At 60.2% G+C, this 14,463-nt stretch carries 14 protein-coding genes and 1 pseudogene; 4 read left to right on the forward strand and 11 right to left on the reverse strand.

All coding sequences use genetic code 11. The features are described from left to right. Positions 1 to 91: 91 nt before the first annotated feature. The 4 genes and pseudogenes from AX768_RS01340 to AX768_RS01355 all read right to left on the reverse strand — a co-directional run bounded on the left by AX768_RS01340 (position 92) and on the right by AX768_RS01355 (position 3,938). Complete coding sequence (locus AX768_RS01340) at positions 92 to 808, reverse strand: PqiC family protein (RefSeq protein ID WP_082778718.1); 717 nt, start codon at positions 806 to 808, stop codon at positions 92 to 94. Then, entirely contained in the window at positions 805 to 2,475 is a 1,671-nt protein-coding gene (locus AX768_RS01345) for a PqiB family protein (protein WP_061998456.1), read from the reverse strand. The genes AX768_RS01340 and AX768_RS01345 overlap by 4 nt, the downstream gene beginning before the upstream one ends. After that, positions 2,468 to 3,163, reverse strand: coding sequence for a paraquat-inducible protein A (locus AX768_RS01350; RefSeq protein ID WP_082778719.1), 696 nt, complete (start codon positions 3,161 to 3,163; stop codon positions 2,468 to 2,470). The genes AX768_RS01345 and AX768_RS01350 overlap by 8 nt, the downstream gene beginning before the upstream one ends. Then, positions 3,160 to 3,938: pseudogene (locus AX768_RS01355) on the reverse strand (paraquat-inducible protein A). The gene AX768_RS01350 and the pseudogene AX768_RS01355 overlap by 4 nt, the downstream one beginning before the upstream one ends. Before the next feature lie 430 nt (positions 3,939 to 4,368). Between AX768_RS01355 and AX768_RS01360 the strand changes: the two are divergent. From AX768_RS01360 to AX768_RS01375, 4 genes are all read left to right on the forward strand, one after another. Next, positions 4,369 to 4,929, forward strand: coding sequence for a cytochrome b (locus AX768_RS01360; RefSeq protein ID WP_061998457.1), 561 nt, complete (start codon positions 4,369 to 4,371; stop codon positions 4,927 to 4,929). Positions 4,930 to 5,086: 157 nt separating this feature from the next. Further along, positions 5,087 to 5,659, forward strand: a complete 573-nt coding sequence (locus tag AX768_RS01365; RefSeq protein WP_061998458.1) for a YceI family protein — start codon at positions 5,087 to 5,089, stop codon at positions 5,657 to 5,659. A 44-nt stretch (positions 5,660 to 5,703) separates the two neighbouring features. Continuing rightward, positions 5,704 to 6,288 (forward strand): YceI family protein, encoded by a 585-nt coding sequence (locus AX768_RS01370; protein WP_061998459.1) that lies wholly within the window; start codon positions 5,704 to 5,706, stop codon positions 6,286 to 6,288. A 155-nt stretch (positions 6,289 to 6,443) separates the two neighbouring features. Then, positions 6,444 to 7,718, forward strand: coding sequence for an MFS transporter (locus AX768_RS01375; RefSeq protein ID WP_061998460.1), 1,275 nt, complete (start codon positions 6,444 to 6,446; stop codon positions 7,716 to 7,718). A 20-nt stretch (positions 7,719 to 7,738) separates the two neighbouring features. On the opposite strand, the gene AX768_RS01380 is transcribed toward AX768_RS01375, so the two are convergent. The 7 genes from AX768_RS01380 to queA all read right to left on the reverse strand — a co-directional run bounded on the left by AX768_RS01380 (position 7,739) and on the right by queA (position 14,413). After that, positions 7,739 to 7,996 carry a BrnA antitoxin family protein gene (locus AX768_RS01380; protein ID WP_061998461.1) on the reverse strand — a complete coding sequence of 86 codons (258 nt, stop codon included), beginning with the start codon at positions 7,994 to 7,996 and terminating at the stop codon, positions 7,739 to 7,741. Positions 7,997 to 8,024: 28 nt separating this feature from the next. Continuing rightward, positions 8,025 to 8,303 carry a BrnT family toxin gene (locus AX768_RS01385; protein ID WP_061998462.1) on the reverse strand — a complete coding sequence of 93 codons (279 nt, stop codon included), beginning with the start codon at positions 8,301 to 8,303 and terminating at the stop codon, positions 8,025 to 8,027. 184 nt (positions 8,304 to 8,487) lie between these two features. Beyond that, the gene (secF, locus tag AX768_RS01390) at positions 8,488 to 9,438 is read right to left on the reverse strand and encodes a protein translocase subunit SecF (protein WP_061998463.1); all 951 of its coding nucleotides are present in this window, start codon (positions 9,436 to 9,438) and stop codon (positions 8,488 to 8,490) included. 17 nt (positions 9,439 to 9,455) lie between these two features. Then, positions 9,456 to 11,525, reverse strand: coding sequence for a protein translocase subunit SecD (gene secD, locus AX768_RS01395; RefSeq protein WP_061998464.1), 2,070 nt, complete (start codon positions 11,523 to 11,525; stop codon positions 9,456 to 9,458). A 120-nt stretch (positions 11,526 to 11,645) separates the two neighbouring features. Then, complete coding sequence (gene yajC, locus AX768_RS01400) at positions 11,646 to 11,969, reverse strand: preprotein translocase subunit YajC (RefSeq protein WP_061998465.1); 324 nt, start codon at positions 11,967 to 11,969, stop codon at positions 11,646 to 11,648. 183 nt (positions 11,970 to 12,152) lie between these two features. Further along, positions 12,153 to 13,322 (reverse strand): tRNA guanosine(34) transglycosylase Tgt, encoded by a 1,170-nt coding sequence (tgt, locus tag AX768_RS01405; protein WP_061998466.1) that lies wholly within the window; start codon positions 13,320 to 13,322, stop codon positions 12,153 to 12,155. A 47-nt stretch (positions 13,323 to 13,369) separates the two neighbouring features. After that, positions 13,370 to 14,413 carry a tRNA preQ1(34) S-adenosylmethionine ribosyltransferase-isomerase QueA gene (gene queA, locus AX768_RS01410; RefSeq protein WP_061998467.1) on the reverse strand — a complete coding sequence of 348 codons (1,044 nt, stop codon included), beginning with the start codon at positions 14,411 to 14,413 and terminating at the stop codon, positions 13,370 to 13,372. Between the last annotated feature and the right edge of the window lie 50 nt (positions 14,414 to 14,463).

Raw genomic sequence — 14,463 nt, forward strand, 5'->3', positions numbered from 1 at the left:
AGATTGCGGCGTTGTGGTCGGGCGACAAAAAACCCGGCGCACCTTCCGGTGCAACCGGGTTGCGGCGGACTCTGGTCGGAGTTCTTTCAGATCACTGCGCCGACGCGGCGTTCATCGGACAAGGCAACAGACGCGGCGGCGCAGGCATTGCGGGCTTCGCGCTTTTCGCTGAAACCGATGTCATCGACGGTGCGGGTGCCGAACTCACCGTCTTGACGCCGGCGGAAATCGCGCCGGCGAGCGCATCCACGGCTTGCCGATGCCCCGCCACCAGCGCGTCATAACCGTCGCCGACTGGCTGTTCGGACAGGGTCCGGCAGGTCAGGACCGCCTGGTTGCTGACGCCGCGCACGCTCCACACGGCATCGATCAACGCGCGTTTTCCCGGCGACGATTCGAAGCGCTGCACGTTCACCTTCACGCGATACACCGCCGCGCCGTCGGGATGCGGCGTGCCGTAGACATCGATGGCGCCAAGCTGCTGCGACAGATCCGCCGACAACGCGCGCCGCACTTCGTCGGCGGGAAGCGATGCCCAGCGCTGATCCTCGAGCACCCGCACCTGCGCGGTGCCGTCCTGCACGACCATCTGGTTCTTCGCGACTTGCGGCGGCATGTCGACCGGCGCCAGCTCCAGATAGAACGACGCGGGCGCCGTGGTTCTCACCGTGCTGTCACCCGAGCCGCCGCCGAGCGTATAAAAACGCGCGGGCGGCGAGCTGCTGCATGCGGCGAGCGCGGCGATCCCGGCCACGAGGCCCACCGCCGGAACCCGGCCGGCGGCCTTGAAAAATGTGGCCAGACTCATGGCTTATCTCCTGGTTTTCCGCGCAACAGCGATTCCGGATGACGTTCCAGATAATCGGAGAGCGCATTAAGCGATTGCAGCGTCCGCGTGAGTTCCTGCAGCGCCTGATGAACGTCCGACTGCAGCGGTGAATCCTGCTGCAGCGTGCTTTGCGCTTCGGTGAAGGTGTTCTTCGCGGCGGTCAGCGTGTCACGCGCCTCGGGGGCGACCTGGGTATCGAGTTGCTTGAAGAGGCTGTTCGCGTTCTTCAGCGCACTGTTCAGGTTGTTGCCGATATCGTCGAAAGGAATCTTGTCCAGCTTCTTCGCGATATCCGCCACCTGCAGTTGCAACTCGTCGAGCGTGTTCGGCACGGTCGGCAGTTCGAGCGGATCGGCCGCGACATTCACCGTGGCTTTCGCCGCCTTCGGGAAGATATCGAGCGCCACGTAAAGCTGCCCGGTCAACAGATTGCCGGTGCGCAATTGTCCCCGCAGGCCGTTTGTGACGAGCTTCTGCAGCAGCTCCTGCCCGGCGACGGTGTTCTGACGCGGAACCGAATCGCGGAAACGCTTGCCGAGCCGGTCCGGATAGATGTTCATGGTCACCGGCATCTGGAAGGCGCGCGATTTCGGATCGTATTCAATCGCGATGCCCGTCACGCTGCCAAGCAGAATGCCGCGGAAATCAATCGGCGCGCCGACCGACAGCCCGCGCAGCGACTGGTTGAAATTCATGACAACGCGTATTGGCTGGCCGTCCGGATCGCGCATGGCGTCCGATTCGTCGGAGCCGAGGCGGAACGTCATGTTGTCCGGCGCCTGCTTGCCGGGTTCCTGGTTGGGCGGCGTCTGGAACGCAATGCCGCCTAGCACCACGGTCGCGAGCGATTGCGTGTTGAGCTTGAAGCCGCTGGAATCGAGCCGCAGATCCACGCCGCTTGCATGCCACCAGCGCGAGTTCGTGCCCACGTACTGGTCGTAAGGCGCGTTCACGAAGACCTGCATGGTGACGCCGGTGCCGTCCTTGTCGAGTGAGAAACCCGCGACCTGACCCACCTGCACGCGACGGTAATAGATCGGCGATCCAATATCGATGGAACCCAGCGAATCACCGCGCAACGTAAACTGGCGGCCCTTCTGGTCCCCGGTCACGGCCGGCGGCGATTCGAGCCCCACGAAGTGGGTCTCGTCCTCTTTCGACTTCCCTGCATCCACGCCGATGTAGGCGCCCGACAGCAACGTGCCGAGACCGGTCACGCCGCTTGCCGCCACGCGCGGACGCACCACCCAGAAGCGCGTGTCCTTCACGGCGAAATCTTCGGCAACCTTGGTCAGCTGGACATCGACGAGAACGCGCGAGTGATCCTTCGACAACGTAATGTTCTTCACCGTGCCGACATCCACATCCTTGTACTTCAGCTTCGTCTTGCCGTTTTCGAGCCCTTCGGCGCTCACGAAACTGATGGTGATCGTGGGACCGCGTCCTGCGACCGACTTCACGACCAGCACAATGCCGATCAGCGCCGCGATCAGCGGAATCACCCATACGAGCGACGGAACCCAGCGGCTGCGCGGCTCGATCACGGGATCAGGAAGGTTCGGCGGTAATCCACCGCCGCCGGCATTGCGGGAAGGCTCGTTGGGGCCCTTGGCCGTATCGTTTGAGGGGCCTTGCGGGCTAGTCATATTTCTTTCCTGAAGGTTCGATGTGATCCCACATCAGCCGCGGGTCGAATTGCATGGAGGCAAGCATGGTCAGCACCACGACGCAGCCGAATGCCAGCGCGCCCGGCCCTGGTGTGATCACGGCCAGCGACCCGAAGCGCACGAGCGCGACGGTGAGGGTGACGACAAAGACGTCGAGCATTGACCATCGGCCGATTTTTTCGACGATCCGATACAGAGTCGTACGTTGCCGCGGACGCCATTTGGACGCTGTTTGAGTCGCCCAGGTGAGGTAGGCGAGGGTGCCGAGCTTCAACATCGGCACGAGGATACTGGCGATAAAAATAATCGCCGACAGTGGATAGTCGCCGTCGTTCCAGAACATGGCGACGCCGCTCATGATGGTGTCGTCTTCTGAACCGACAATCGACGATGTATGCAGCACGGGGTACAAATTGGCCGGAATGTAGAGGATCGCGGCGGACAGCAACAGCGCCCACGTGCGCGCGACGGAGTCCGGATTGCGCCTGTGGAGCTTCGCGCCGCAACGCGTGCAGCGCTGCGTATCGATCGTGACCGCGCGTTTTTGCACGAGGTTGCAGGCGTGGCAGCCGATCAGCCCCGCGCGCGAGGCCGTGGTGTAGAACGGAGCGGCATCGGCGGCACTGGCGGATTCGTTTGCTTCAGCAGGTTCGGGTGTATCGGTCATGGCTTCAGCGGTGGGGACGCGGCGTTGGCTGGAGATGCATCAGCCGGCGCGCTGGACGGCGAAAGCGGCCGCAGCAGGTCAAGCGGGGATTCGGCCTGGAGATCGGTTTGCCGGTCAGCACCCATGCCGGACTGCAGGCCGCCGAACGGGGTGTATCGGAGAGGTCCGCGCTTGGCCAGGCGCCCGGCAATTTCCCAGAGCGCGCGTGGATCGAAGGTCAGGATCACTGCGAACAGCAGCGTCAGCGCGCCGAACGCAAACAGGGCGGCCTCGGGGATCACGCGTGCGATGCTCACCATTTTCACCAGCGTAACCAGCACGCCGAGCATGAAGACTTCGATCATTCCCCACGGCCGGACGAACTGGATTGCGCGCAGCACCTGGCTGAAACCGGCCGGGACGAACCCGGCGCGCAACGCGACCATCAAGTACAGCATGGCGACGAGCTCGGTGAGCGGAAAGAGGATCGTCGCGCAGAAAACCATCACCGCGATCACTTCCATGTTCTCGCCCACAACGCGACGATCGCGCCGATCAGCGTGGTCTGCGAGGTGATCCCGTTCGTTTCCAGCTCCACAATGGGAAACGCCTGCGCAATCAGGAAAGTGATCAACGCGGCGAGCGTGATGGCGCAAAGCTTGTCGAGATTCGACGCCACGCTCGGATAAAGCGTGGCGCCGCATCGCGTACATTTCGCTGAAGTGCGCACGGGCAGCGCACGCTTGTGAAAAAGCGTGTCGCATTCGTGGCAGGCAATCAGATCGTCTTCTTCCATGAGTGGAGTACTGGCTCTTGCGGGGGTGTTATTCAGTGTCTTGTCGCGTCCTGGTTCCGGGGCAGCCGCTTAAAAGAGCAAGGGCCGGGCCAGCGCGCATGGTAACAAACAGCGGCTACCCGGCGTCACAACGTGTCGGGGCCGGTGAAACCGTCAGGTCCGTCATGCGCCGAGACGTTGAAAGCGTTTATCCGATGATTTGATTCCCAATCCTCTCACGGATCAACTCGGCAGGATGACATCAGCGTCATCCTCACGCCAGCACAATGCCAGAAAGGGATCGGCAACTATTTCTCTACTGAAAGCTGTTTTTTACTTGTTCGGGTAGGATGGCGGCCTTGAGACCTGCTTCACGGTTTGACGCCCTTTCTTCGGCGATAAACCCAAAATGCTGCAGGTCAATTCCGCACTTCTTTCTGGTGGACACCGTATGGAACGCAGCCCGAATTTCGCCAGCTCCGAAAGCTATAGCCGCACCGCAATCGGCCTTCATTGGCTGATCGCGCTCTTGATCATCTGCGGTTTTTATCTTGGCTGGATCATGACCGACATCCCCGGATTCACGCCAACCAAGCTCAAGTACTTCTCATGGCATAAGTGGATTGGCGTAACCGTGTTCGCGCTCGCGGTGATCCGTGTGCTTTGGCGCAGCACGCACAAGGCGCCGTCCATGCCCCGGCGCATGCCGGGATGGCAAAAAGGCGTCGCGCATCTCACGCATTTCCTGCTTTATGTATTGATGCTGATCATTCCGATTTCGGGTTATCTGTACAGCTCCGCTGCAGGCATTCAGGTGGTTTATCTCGGCGTGTTGCCGCTGCCGACGATCATCGGGCCGGACAACGTACTGAAGGGCACGCTGAAGATGGTCCACATCTATCTGAACTACACACTGCTGGTCCTCGTCGCCATGCACGTGCTCGCAGCGTTGAAGCACCATTTCATCGATCGGGATGGACTGCTCGCCCGCATGATTCCGTTCCTGCGGTGATCATCGCTCGTATGTTTTTTGCGACGTATTCCCCGGAATTTCGAGTTTATTGATTCTTGTTTGTTGATAGCCCGTTTCCCAGAGGCGGGTTGCGCTGATTCGCATTTGATTCTCAAATAGCGACTCGTCCCAATATCCGGTTCGCTTCAGGAAATACATGAAACACGTGAAATTCTCCCGTTGGTTGGTTGTCGGCGTTTCCGCCGCCTCGCTGGTCGCAGCAGTTTCCGCGTTCGCCCAGGCCCAGGTCGACACCGCCAAAAGCACCGTGACGGCGACGTCCAGGCAGATGAACGTGCCGGTCGATGGCAAGTTCAAGAAGTTCACCGCAACCCTCGACTTCGACCCTGCCAAGCCGGCTGCCGGCAACGCGAGCATCAACATCGATACCGCCAGCTACGATCTCGGCGACGACAGCTACAACAAGCAGGCGCAAGACAAGGACTGGTTCGACGTCGCGCATTTCCCTAACGCGACCTTCGCGTCAACGTCGATCGCGCCGGCGGGCGGCAACAAGTACAACGTGGCCGGCAAGCTGACCATCAAGGGCAAATCCCAGAACGTCACGGTGCCGGTCACCGTCACGCAGCAAGGTGCCACGCAGACCTTCGATGGCGCGCTGCCCATCAAACGCACGCAGTTCGATGTCGGTTCGGGCGAGTGGAAAGACACGTCGGTCGTTGCCGATGAAGTCGTCATCAAGTTCCATCTCGTCGCGGTCAAGAAATAACGCTCAAGAAATAATCCAGTTTCCAAACCTATCCAGGAAAACACATGAAAAAGAACCTTTTGATCGCGGCAGCAGGCGCGTTGTTCGTGGCGGCATCGTTTAACGCAATGGCTGCTGAAGTCACGTATCAACTCGATCCGAACCACACGTACCCGAGCTTCGAGACCGATCACTTCGGCGGCATCTCGGTGTGGCGTGGCAAGTTCGACAAGAGCAGCGGCACGGTGACGATCGATCGCGAAGCGAAGAAGGGCACGCTGGAAGCGACCATCGACATGACGTCGATCAACATCGGCAATGAGAAGCTCGACGGCGAACTGAAGAGCGCGCAATTCTTCGATACCGAAAAATTCCCGACGGCAACCTACAAAGGCACGTCGATGAAGTTCAAGGGCGACGTGCCGGTGGAAGTGATCGGCGAGTTGACGCTGCACGGCGTGACGAAGCCGTTGAACCTGAAGATCGAATCGTTCAAGTGCTTCACGAACCCGATGCTGAAGAAGGAAGTGTGCGGTACGGAATCGACGGGCACGTTCGATCGCGGCGACTTCGGCGTGGACTACGGCAAGGCATACGGCTTCAAGATGAAGACGACGCTGCATATCCAGGCTGAAGGCGTGCGCCAGTAAGCATCGACTGCAGGTTTGAAGAACCGTTCCGGCTCACGCCAGAACGGTTTTTTTTCGTCCACAGGTTTTGCGAGCATTTCGGTCCGGATTTCGGTGTGGCACAGTCGGCAGCGTTTACATTTGTTACATCGATATAAAAATTCCTGGAGAAATGCATGAGCAGTACGTCTGCAACAGTACCGGTTGTCCGTCCGGCCGCGTGGCGTGCTGTGGTGGCGGCGTCCATAGGCAACGCGCTCGAATGGTTCGACCTCGTGGTCTACGGGTTTTTTGCGGTCGTCATCTCGAAGTTGTTCTTCCCGTCGGGCAATGATTCCGTGTCCATCCTGCTGACGCTCGGCACATTCGGCGTGTCGTTTTTCATGCGGCCGCTGGGTGCGATCGTGCTCGGCGCCTACGCCGACAAAGCCGGCCGCAAAGCCGCGCTCACCCTATCCATACTGTTGATGATGGTGGGCACGCTGATCATCGCCGTGTTGCCGACGTATTCGTCAATCGGGATTGCCGCGCCGTTGATCCTGGTCCTCGCACGCTTGATGCAAGGCTTTTCGGCCGGCGGCGAGTTCGGCAGCGCGACGGCGTTTCTCGCCGAACACGTGCCGGGGCGGCGTGGCTTTTTCGCGAGCTGGCAGGTTGCAAGCCAGGGGTTGACGACGCTGCTAGCTGCCATCTTCGGCGTGGTACTGACCGGGAATCTATCGCCGGAACAGATGAATTCGTGGGGCTGGCGCATGCCGTTTTTCTTCGGCTTGCTGATCGGGCCGGTGGCCTACTACATCCGCACACGGCTCGATGAAACGCCTGAATTCCTTTCCGCCGTCACGACCGCGACGCCGTTGCGCGACACGTTTGCATCGAACAAGGAGCGCTTGCTGATTGCCATTGGCACGGTGGTGCTGGGAACGGTGGCGACCTATCTCGTGTTGTTCATGCCGACCTACGCGATTCGCCAGTTGGGCCTTGCGCCCTCGGTTGCATTCACGGCGATCCTGCTGACGGGCGCGATCCAGATGGTGCTGTCGCCGCTGGTAGGCCATCTCTCCGATACCCACGGCCGCACCCGCATCATGCTGATCTCGGCCGTGCTGTTGCTCGTGTTGATCTATCCGCTCTTCTCGTGGCTCGTCGCGCATCCGGCGTTCGGCAACCTGCTGGTCGTGCAAGCGGTGCTCGGCGTCCTGATGACCGGGTACTTCGCCGCGCTGCCGGGATTACTCTCGGAGATGTTTCCGGTTGCCACGCGCACGACGGGGATGTCGCTGGCTTATAACATCGCGGTGACGGTGTTCGGCGGGTTCGGGCCGTTCATCATCACGTGGCTGATTGCATCGACGGGATCAAAGGCCGCGCCGAGCTTCTACATGATTTTCGCGGCCGTGATCAGCCTTGTAGCGTTGATGGCGGCGCGCAAGAGACTGGGGTTCAAGTGACAAGTCGCGGGGCCGCGCGCTTACGAGTGGCGCTTTTGTTGCGCCTGCATGTAGGCGCGCAAAAGCTTGTTGATGCGTGTCTGGTAACCCTCGCCTTGTTCCTTGAACCAGGCCAGCACGTCGGCGTCGAGACGCATGGTCACCGCCTGCTTGGGCGGTCTCTGCAACTCGGCGTTCAGGAAGAACTCGTCGCCCAGTTCGGGCATCTCGCTTGTATCGATGCTGGAATCCGGCATGGTTTCCAGGCGCTTCCAGTCGGTCTTCGTGGTTTTGCTCATGATTGTGTCCCTGCTTCAATTGCCGCGATCATTGAGAAATGGCGTCTCCATAGCGTTTTATCTCGGGTCGCGTTGCCTTGCGTGCTGAAATAATCCGTACGATGTCGCCGTCGCGCTCTACATATACGGCCAGCGCCACGATCAGTTTCATCCACCCCAGTGCAATCCAGCGATCTTCGTCGAAATCCTCGCGGCGATCCGCAGCGGTCAGCACTGGATGCTTGAAGATTTCGATAGCATCATTGAAGTCGACGCCGTGTTTGCGGACGTTGCTTCGATTCTTTGCTTCATCCCACTCGAATCGCATAGCGCTTCCTGTATTTACGATTGTACATACATCGAACCAGCTTAGGAACCACTTGGGCTTGCTACGCGTGGCTATCCGCGTCAGCTCCACCAAATGTTACAAATGCCCGCCAAAAAGCGAAAAAGGCCAATTCTTTCGAATCGGCCTTCGTACTTCCTTACTTCCAGTCTCTAATCCTGCGCCTTCAAACCTCTGCTCCGGCGTTCGGATCGCCCGGATCGAATTTCGGCTTCTTGTCCTTCACCAGATCTTCGCGCTTCACGCCAAGCCACATGGCCAGCGCGGCGGCAACGAACACCGACGAATAGATCCCGAACAAGATACCCACCGTCAACGCCAGCGCAAAATAGTGCAGGGTCGCGCCGCCGAAGAAGAACATGGACAGCACCATCATTTCGGTACAGCCATGGGTGATGATGGTTCGCGACATGGTGCTCGTGATTGCGTGGTTGATCACCTCGATCACCGTCATCTTGCGCTGCTTGCGGAAGGTCTCGCGAATCCGGTCGAAGATGACCACCGACTCGTTCACCGAGTAACCCAGCACCGCGAGAATCGCTGCGAGCACCGACAGCGAAAACTCCCACTGGAAGAACGCGAAGAAACCGAGAATGATCACCACGTCGTGCAAGTTGGCGATCACGCCGGCCACTGCGTATTTCCATTCAAACCGGAACGACAGGTAAATCACAATGCCGATCACCACGCATGCCAGCGCAAGCAGGCCGTTGGTCACGAGCTCTTTACCGACCTGCGGACCGACGAACTCCACGCGCTGCAACTGCACCTGCGCGTCCTGGTTCTTCAGCGCGCTCATCACCTGATCGCTCTGCTGCGCCGACGTCAAGCCCTGCTTCAACGGCAAGCGAATCAACACGTCACGCGAGGTGCCGAAGTTCTGCACCTGGGCATCGGGATAACCGAGCGCGCCCAGCGTGCTGCGTACCGGTTCGAGGGGCACGGCTTGCGGGTATTGCACTTCCACCACGGTGCCGCCGGTGAATTCCACCGACAGATGCAACCCGCGATGCAACAGGAAAAATACAGCGGCAAGAAACGTGATGAGCGAGATCGCGTTGAACAGCAACGCTCGCTGCATCAACGGCAAGTCGCGGCGAATACGAAAGAATTCCATGATTTATTCTCCGGGACTCAGTTGGACGAGCCGGGTTTTTTCGGTTCGACACCCGGACCCGAGCGGCGGCGAACAACCGGCTTGCCGTTGCGAAGCGCGGGCGCAGCCTGCTTTGGCGGACGTGCGGGAACCGGCGCCTTGACGCGGGCGGCCGGCTGGATGATTTCGTCGACAGGGGAGTCGTCGCCGCGCTGATTCGCGAGGTACGCCGCTGTTGCAGCCGCCGTATCGCCGCCTTCCGGACGCCATACCTGTCCAATCGCGAGCGATTGCAGCTTCTTCTTGCCGCCGTACCAAAGGTTCACCAGACCGCGCGAGAAGAACACTGCCGAGAACATGGACGTCAGGATGCCGATACAGTGCACGACCGCAAAGCCGCGAACCGGGCCCGAACCAAACGCGAGCAGCGCCAGGCCGGCAATCAGCGTGGTCACGTTCGAGTCGAGAATCGTCGCCCATGCGTGCGAGAAGCCGTTCTGGATCGCGAGCTGCGGCGGCGCGCCGTTACGCAGTTCCTCGCGGATCCGTTCGTTGATCAGCACGTTTGCATCGATTGCCATACCGAGTGCCAGCGCAATAGCCGCGATACCCGGCAGTGTCAGCGTGGCTTGCAGCATGGAGAGAATCGCGACCAGCAGCAGCAGGTTCACCGACAGCGACAGCATGGAGATCAGGCCGAACAGCATGTAGTACGCGATCATGAAGACAGCGATGGCGGCGAAACCGTACTGCACGGAATCGAAGCCCTTCTTGATGTTGTCGGCGCCCAGGCTCGGGCCGATCGTGCGTTCTTCGATGATGTCCATTGGCGCCGCGAGCGAACCTGCGCGCAGCAACAGCGCGAGATCGGTTGCGGCTTGCGGCGAGGGCTGGCCGGTGATCTGGAAGCGGTCGCCGAGTTCCGACTGGATTGTCGCGACCGTCAGCACTTCGCCCTTGCCCTTTTCGAACAGGATCATGGCCATCGGCTTGCCGATGTTGTCACGCGACACGCTGCTCACCGAACGCCCGCCGGCGGCGTCGAGGCGAATGTTGACGGACGGACGCTGATGTTCGTCGAATCCCGCCGATGCGTCGATGATCCGGTCACCCGAGAAGATCACCTGCTTGCGCACGAGAACGGGGCCGGTGTTGCCTTGCGTGAAGAGTTCGTCGCCCGGGGGGACTGGATCGTTCGGACCGGGATGCGTATTGGTCGGATCGGCGAGACGGGCTTCAAGCGTGGCGGTCCGTCCGATGATGTCCTTCGCCTTCGCCGTGTCCTGCACGCCCGGCAACTCGACCACGATGCGGTCGGAGCCTTGCTGCTGGATCACCGGCTCGGCCACGCCAAGTTCGTTCACGCGGTTATGCAGCGTGATGATGTTTTGCTTGAGCGCGGCGTCTTCAACCGTCTTTTGCGCAGCCGGCGTGAACGTGCCGACCACCTGGTAACCGTCGCTGCCCTGACGCGTCGCCCATTGCAACTCGTTCAGGCTGGTCGAAAGCAACGTGCGCGCGGAATCGGCTGCGGGCTGGTCGGAGAAATTCACCACCACGGCCTGGTTCACGCGATTCACACCGCCATCGCGGATGTTCTTGTCGCGCAAGAGGGCGCGTGCGTCCGTGGCGTTCGAATCCAGCTTCTTGTTCAGCGCGCCTGCCATGTCCACTTGCAACAGGAAGTGAACGCCGCCGCGCAAGTCGAGGCCGAGATACATCGGCAATGCATGCAACGCGGTGAGCCAGCGCGGCGAAGCTGCCTGCAGGTTCAACGCGACGACATATTGCGGATCGCTCGGATCGCTGTTGAGCGTTTTCTGCAACAGATCCTTCACGCGCAGTTGCGTGTCCGTGTCTTTCAGGCGCACTCGGATGTTTGCATTGGCCGACGAGTTGTCGAACGTGACTTCGTCAGGCGTGATCTTGCTCGCCGACAGCGCGCTCTCGACATTGGCAAGCGTTGACGAATCAAGCTTGACCGTTACTTTGCCGCTCGATACCTGCACCGCCGGCGCTTCGCCGAAAAAATTGGGCAGTGTATAGACGAGGCCGATGACGAGCGCCACCAGCATCACGGCATATTTCCAAAGTGGGTAGCGATTCATGGGGATGGCCGAACAGGAGAGTTGGCGAGGAGGGGATAAGCGATGCGTCCGGCAATGAGCGGGCTGTCGGTTTTTGAACCGAGAGCGCGCGGGCCGCGCCGGACGCGAGACAAGTTGGCCTTACAGCGACTTGATCGTGCCTTTCGGGAGGATGGTCGTGACAGACGCCTTCTGGATGGTGATTTCCGTGCCTTCCGCGATCTCAACGCCTACATACGCGTCCGTCACCTTCGTCACCTTGCCGACAATACCGCCGTTCGTTACGACTTCGTCACCCTTCGCCATCGCGCCCAGCATGTTGCGATGTTCCTTCTGACGCTTCATTTGCGGGCGAATCATGATGAAGTACAACACAGCGAACATCAAGATCAGAGGCAGAAAACTCATGATGCTCGATTGCGCACCGTCGGCGCCTTGTCCGAAGGCTCTTGAAATAAAATCCACGTCGGTCTCTCCGTTATAACGATCAGAAAATTAGCCCGCTATTCTAACACCGGGCTTCGCCGCACAAGCGCGGAATGCGCTTTGTGATCAAGCTGTTAAAGGGCGGCGTAAAGCAATTGTAATGTTTATTGCGTCGGCTGAAGATCGAATGACTGAACGTTGGCCATCAGGTCGACGTTTTTGTCAGTCGATTCCGCGTGCGCGGTTCTCGTGAAACACCTTCACGAACGCACCGAACATGTGGTTTTCGATCGAATCGCGGATTTCCTGCATCAGTTGCAAGTAGTAATGCAGGTTGTGGATCGTGTTCAGTTGCGAGCCGAGGATCTCCCCCACACGATGCAAATGGTGCAGATAGCCGCGCGTGAAATTGCGGCACGTGTAGCAGCCGCAGCTTTCGTCGAGTGGCTTGAGTGAATTCTTGTGCGCGGCGTTGCGGATCTTTACGTCGCCAAAACGCGTGAACAGCCAGCCGTTGCGCGCATTGCGGGTCGGCATCACGCAGTCGAACATGTCCACGCCAGATGCCACGCCCGCGACCAGGTCTTCCGGCGTGCCCACGCCCATCAGGTAATGCGGTTTGTCGGCGGGAAGCTTCGGGCCGATATGTTCCAGCACCCGCATCATGTCTTCTTTGGGCTCGCCCACCGACAAGCCGCCGATCGCAAAGCCGTGGAACCCGATGTCCGCCAGTCCGGCCAGCGATTCGTCGCGCAAGTCTTCGAACATGCCGCCCTGAACGATCCCGAACAGCGCGTTCGGGTTGCCGCCTTTGGCGAATTCATCGACGGAACGCTTTGCCCAGCGCATCGACATGCGCATGGAGTCAGCCGCGTCCTTGTGCGGCGTGGGTACGCCGATGGTGGCGTAGGGGGTGCATTCATCGAACTGCATCACGATGTCCGAATTCAGCACTTTCTGAATCTGCATCGAGATTTCCGGCGATAAAAACAGCTTGTCGCCATTGATGGGTGACGCGAACGTCACGCCGTCTTCGGTGATCTTGCGCAGATCGCCGAGGGAGAAAACCTGGAAACCGCCGGAATCGGTGAGGATCGGCCGGTTCCAGTTCATGAACCTGTGCAATCCGCCATGCGCCGCAATGGTTTCGAGCCCCGGGCGCAGCCACAGGTGAAACGTGTTCCCGAGGATGATCTGCGCGTGCATTTCCTCGAGTTCGCGCGGCGCGACGGCTTTCACCGTGCCGTATGTGCCGACAGGCATGAAGATCGGCGTTTCGACCACGCCGTGGTTCAACGTGACGCGGCCACGGCGGGCCTGGCCGTCAGTGGTGATCAGGTCGAACTTCAGGCCGTTTTCGGGGCGGGTTGTGACGTTGGTTACTTCTTTCATGCAAAGCTCCTGTGCAACCAGAGAACAGTCCGGCGCAGATTGGTAATTTATTGCCGCGTCAGCAACATCGCGTCGCCGTAACTGAAAAACCGGTACCGCTTTTCGATCGCGTGCGCATATGCGGCGCGGATCGGGTCCATGCCGGCGAACGCGGAGACGAGCATCATCAGCGTCGATTTCGGCAAATGGAAGTTTGTGACGAGCCGGTCAACTACGCGAAACTGATAACCCGGCGTGATAAAAATATCGGTCTCGGCGCTGGTTTCGGCGAGCGGCCGGCCGGCTTCGTCGGCGTCGCGGGCGGCGGCTTCGAGGGCGCGCATCGACGTGGTTCCAACTGCGATCACGCTATTTCCACGCGCTTTCGTGGCCGCGATCTTGTCGGCAAGCGCCTGCGGCAGCCTGTACCACTCGCTGTGCATCTTGTGCTCCGCGAGGTTTTCCACGCGCACCGGCTGGAACGTGCCCGCGCCGACGTGCAGCGTCAACGTCGCGCGTTCCATGCCGCGGGCATCGAGCGCTTCGAGCAGGTTTGCATCGAAATGCAGGCCCGCCGTGGGCGCTGCGACCGCGCCGGGATTGGCCGCATAGACCGTCTGGTAGCGGGTTTCGTCGTAGGCATCGGGATCGTGTTCGATGTACGGCGGCAACGGCAAGCGCCCATATTGCTCGATGAGCGTCAGGCAATCCGCCGGGAAATGCAGCGTGTAGAACGGTTCCACGCGCTCGCCGACGGTGACTTCGAACGCATCGGCGAGGACAATCTTCGTGCCCGGCTGCGGACTTTTGCTCGCCCGGATCTGCGCAAGCGCGGTCGTCGCCCCCGTCAGACGCTCGACGAGCACCTCGATGCGCCCGCCGCTGGCTTTCTGGCCGAGGAACCGCGCCTTCAGGACTTTGGTATCGTTGAATACCAGCAGGTCGCCGGGTTCCAGCAGACCGGGGAGTTCCGTGAACTGGCGGTCGGTGAAAGCGGGCGAAGCCGCGCTGTTGTCCACCTCGAGCAGACGGCTCGCGCTGCGCTCGGTGAGCGCCGTTTGCGCGATCAGCTCGGGCGGCAGATTAAAATCGAAGTCGGAAAGCGTGAACATTGGGAAAGCGTATCTGTGCGCGATGGTCCGCGCGGTATTTTGCAAAAATG

Source organism: Burkholderia sp. PAMC 28687 (assembly GCF_001577465.1).
In the GTDB taxonomy this organism is placed as follows: Bacteria; Pseudomonadota; Gammaproteobacteria; order Burkholderiales; family Burkholderiaceae; genus Caballeronia.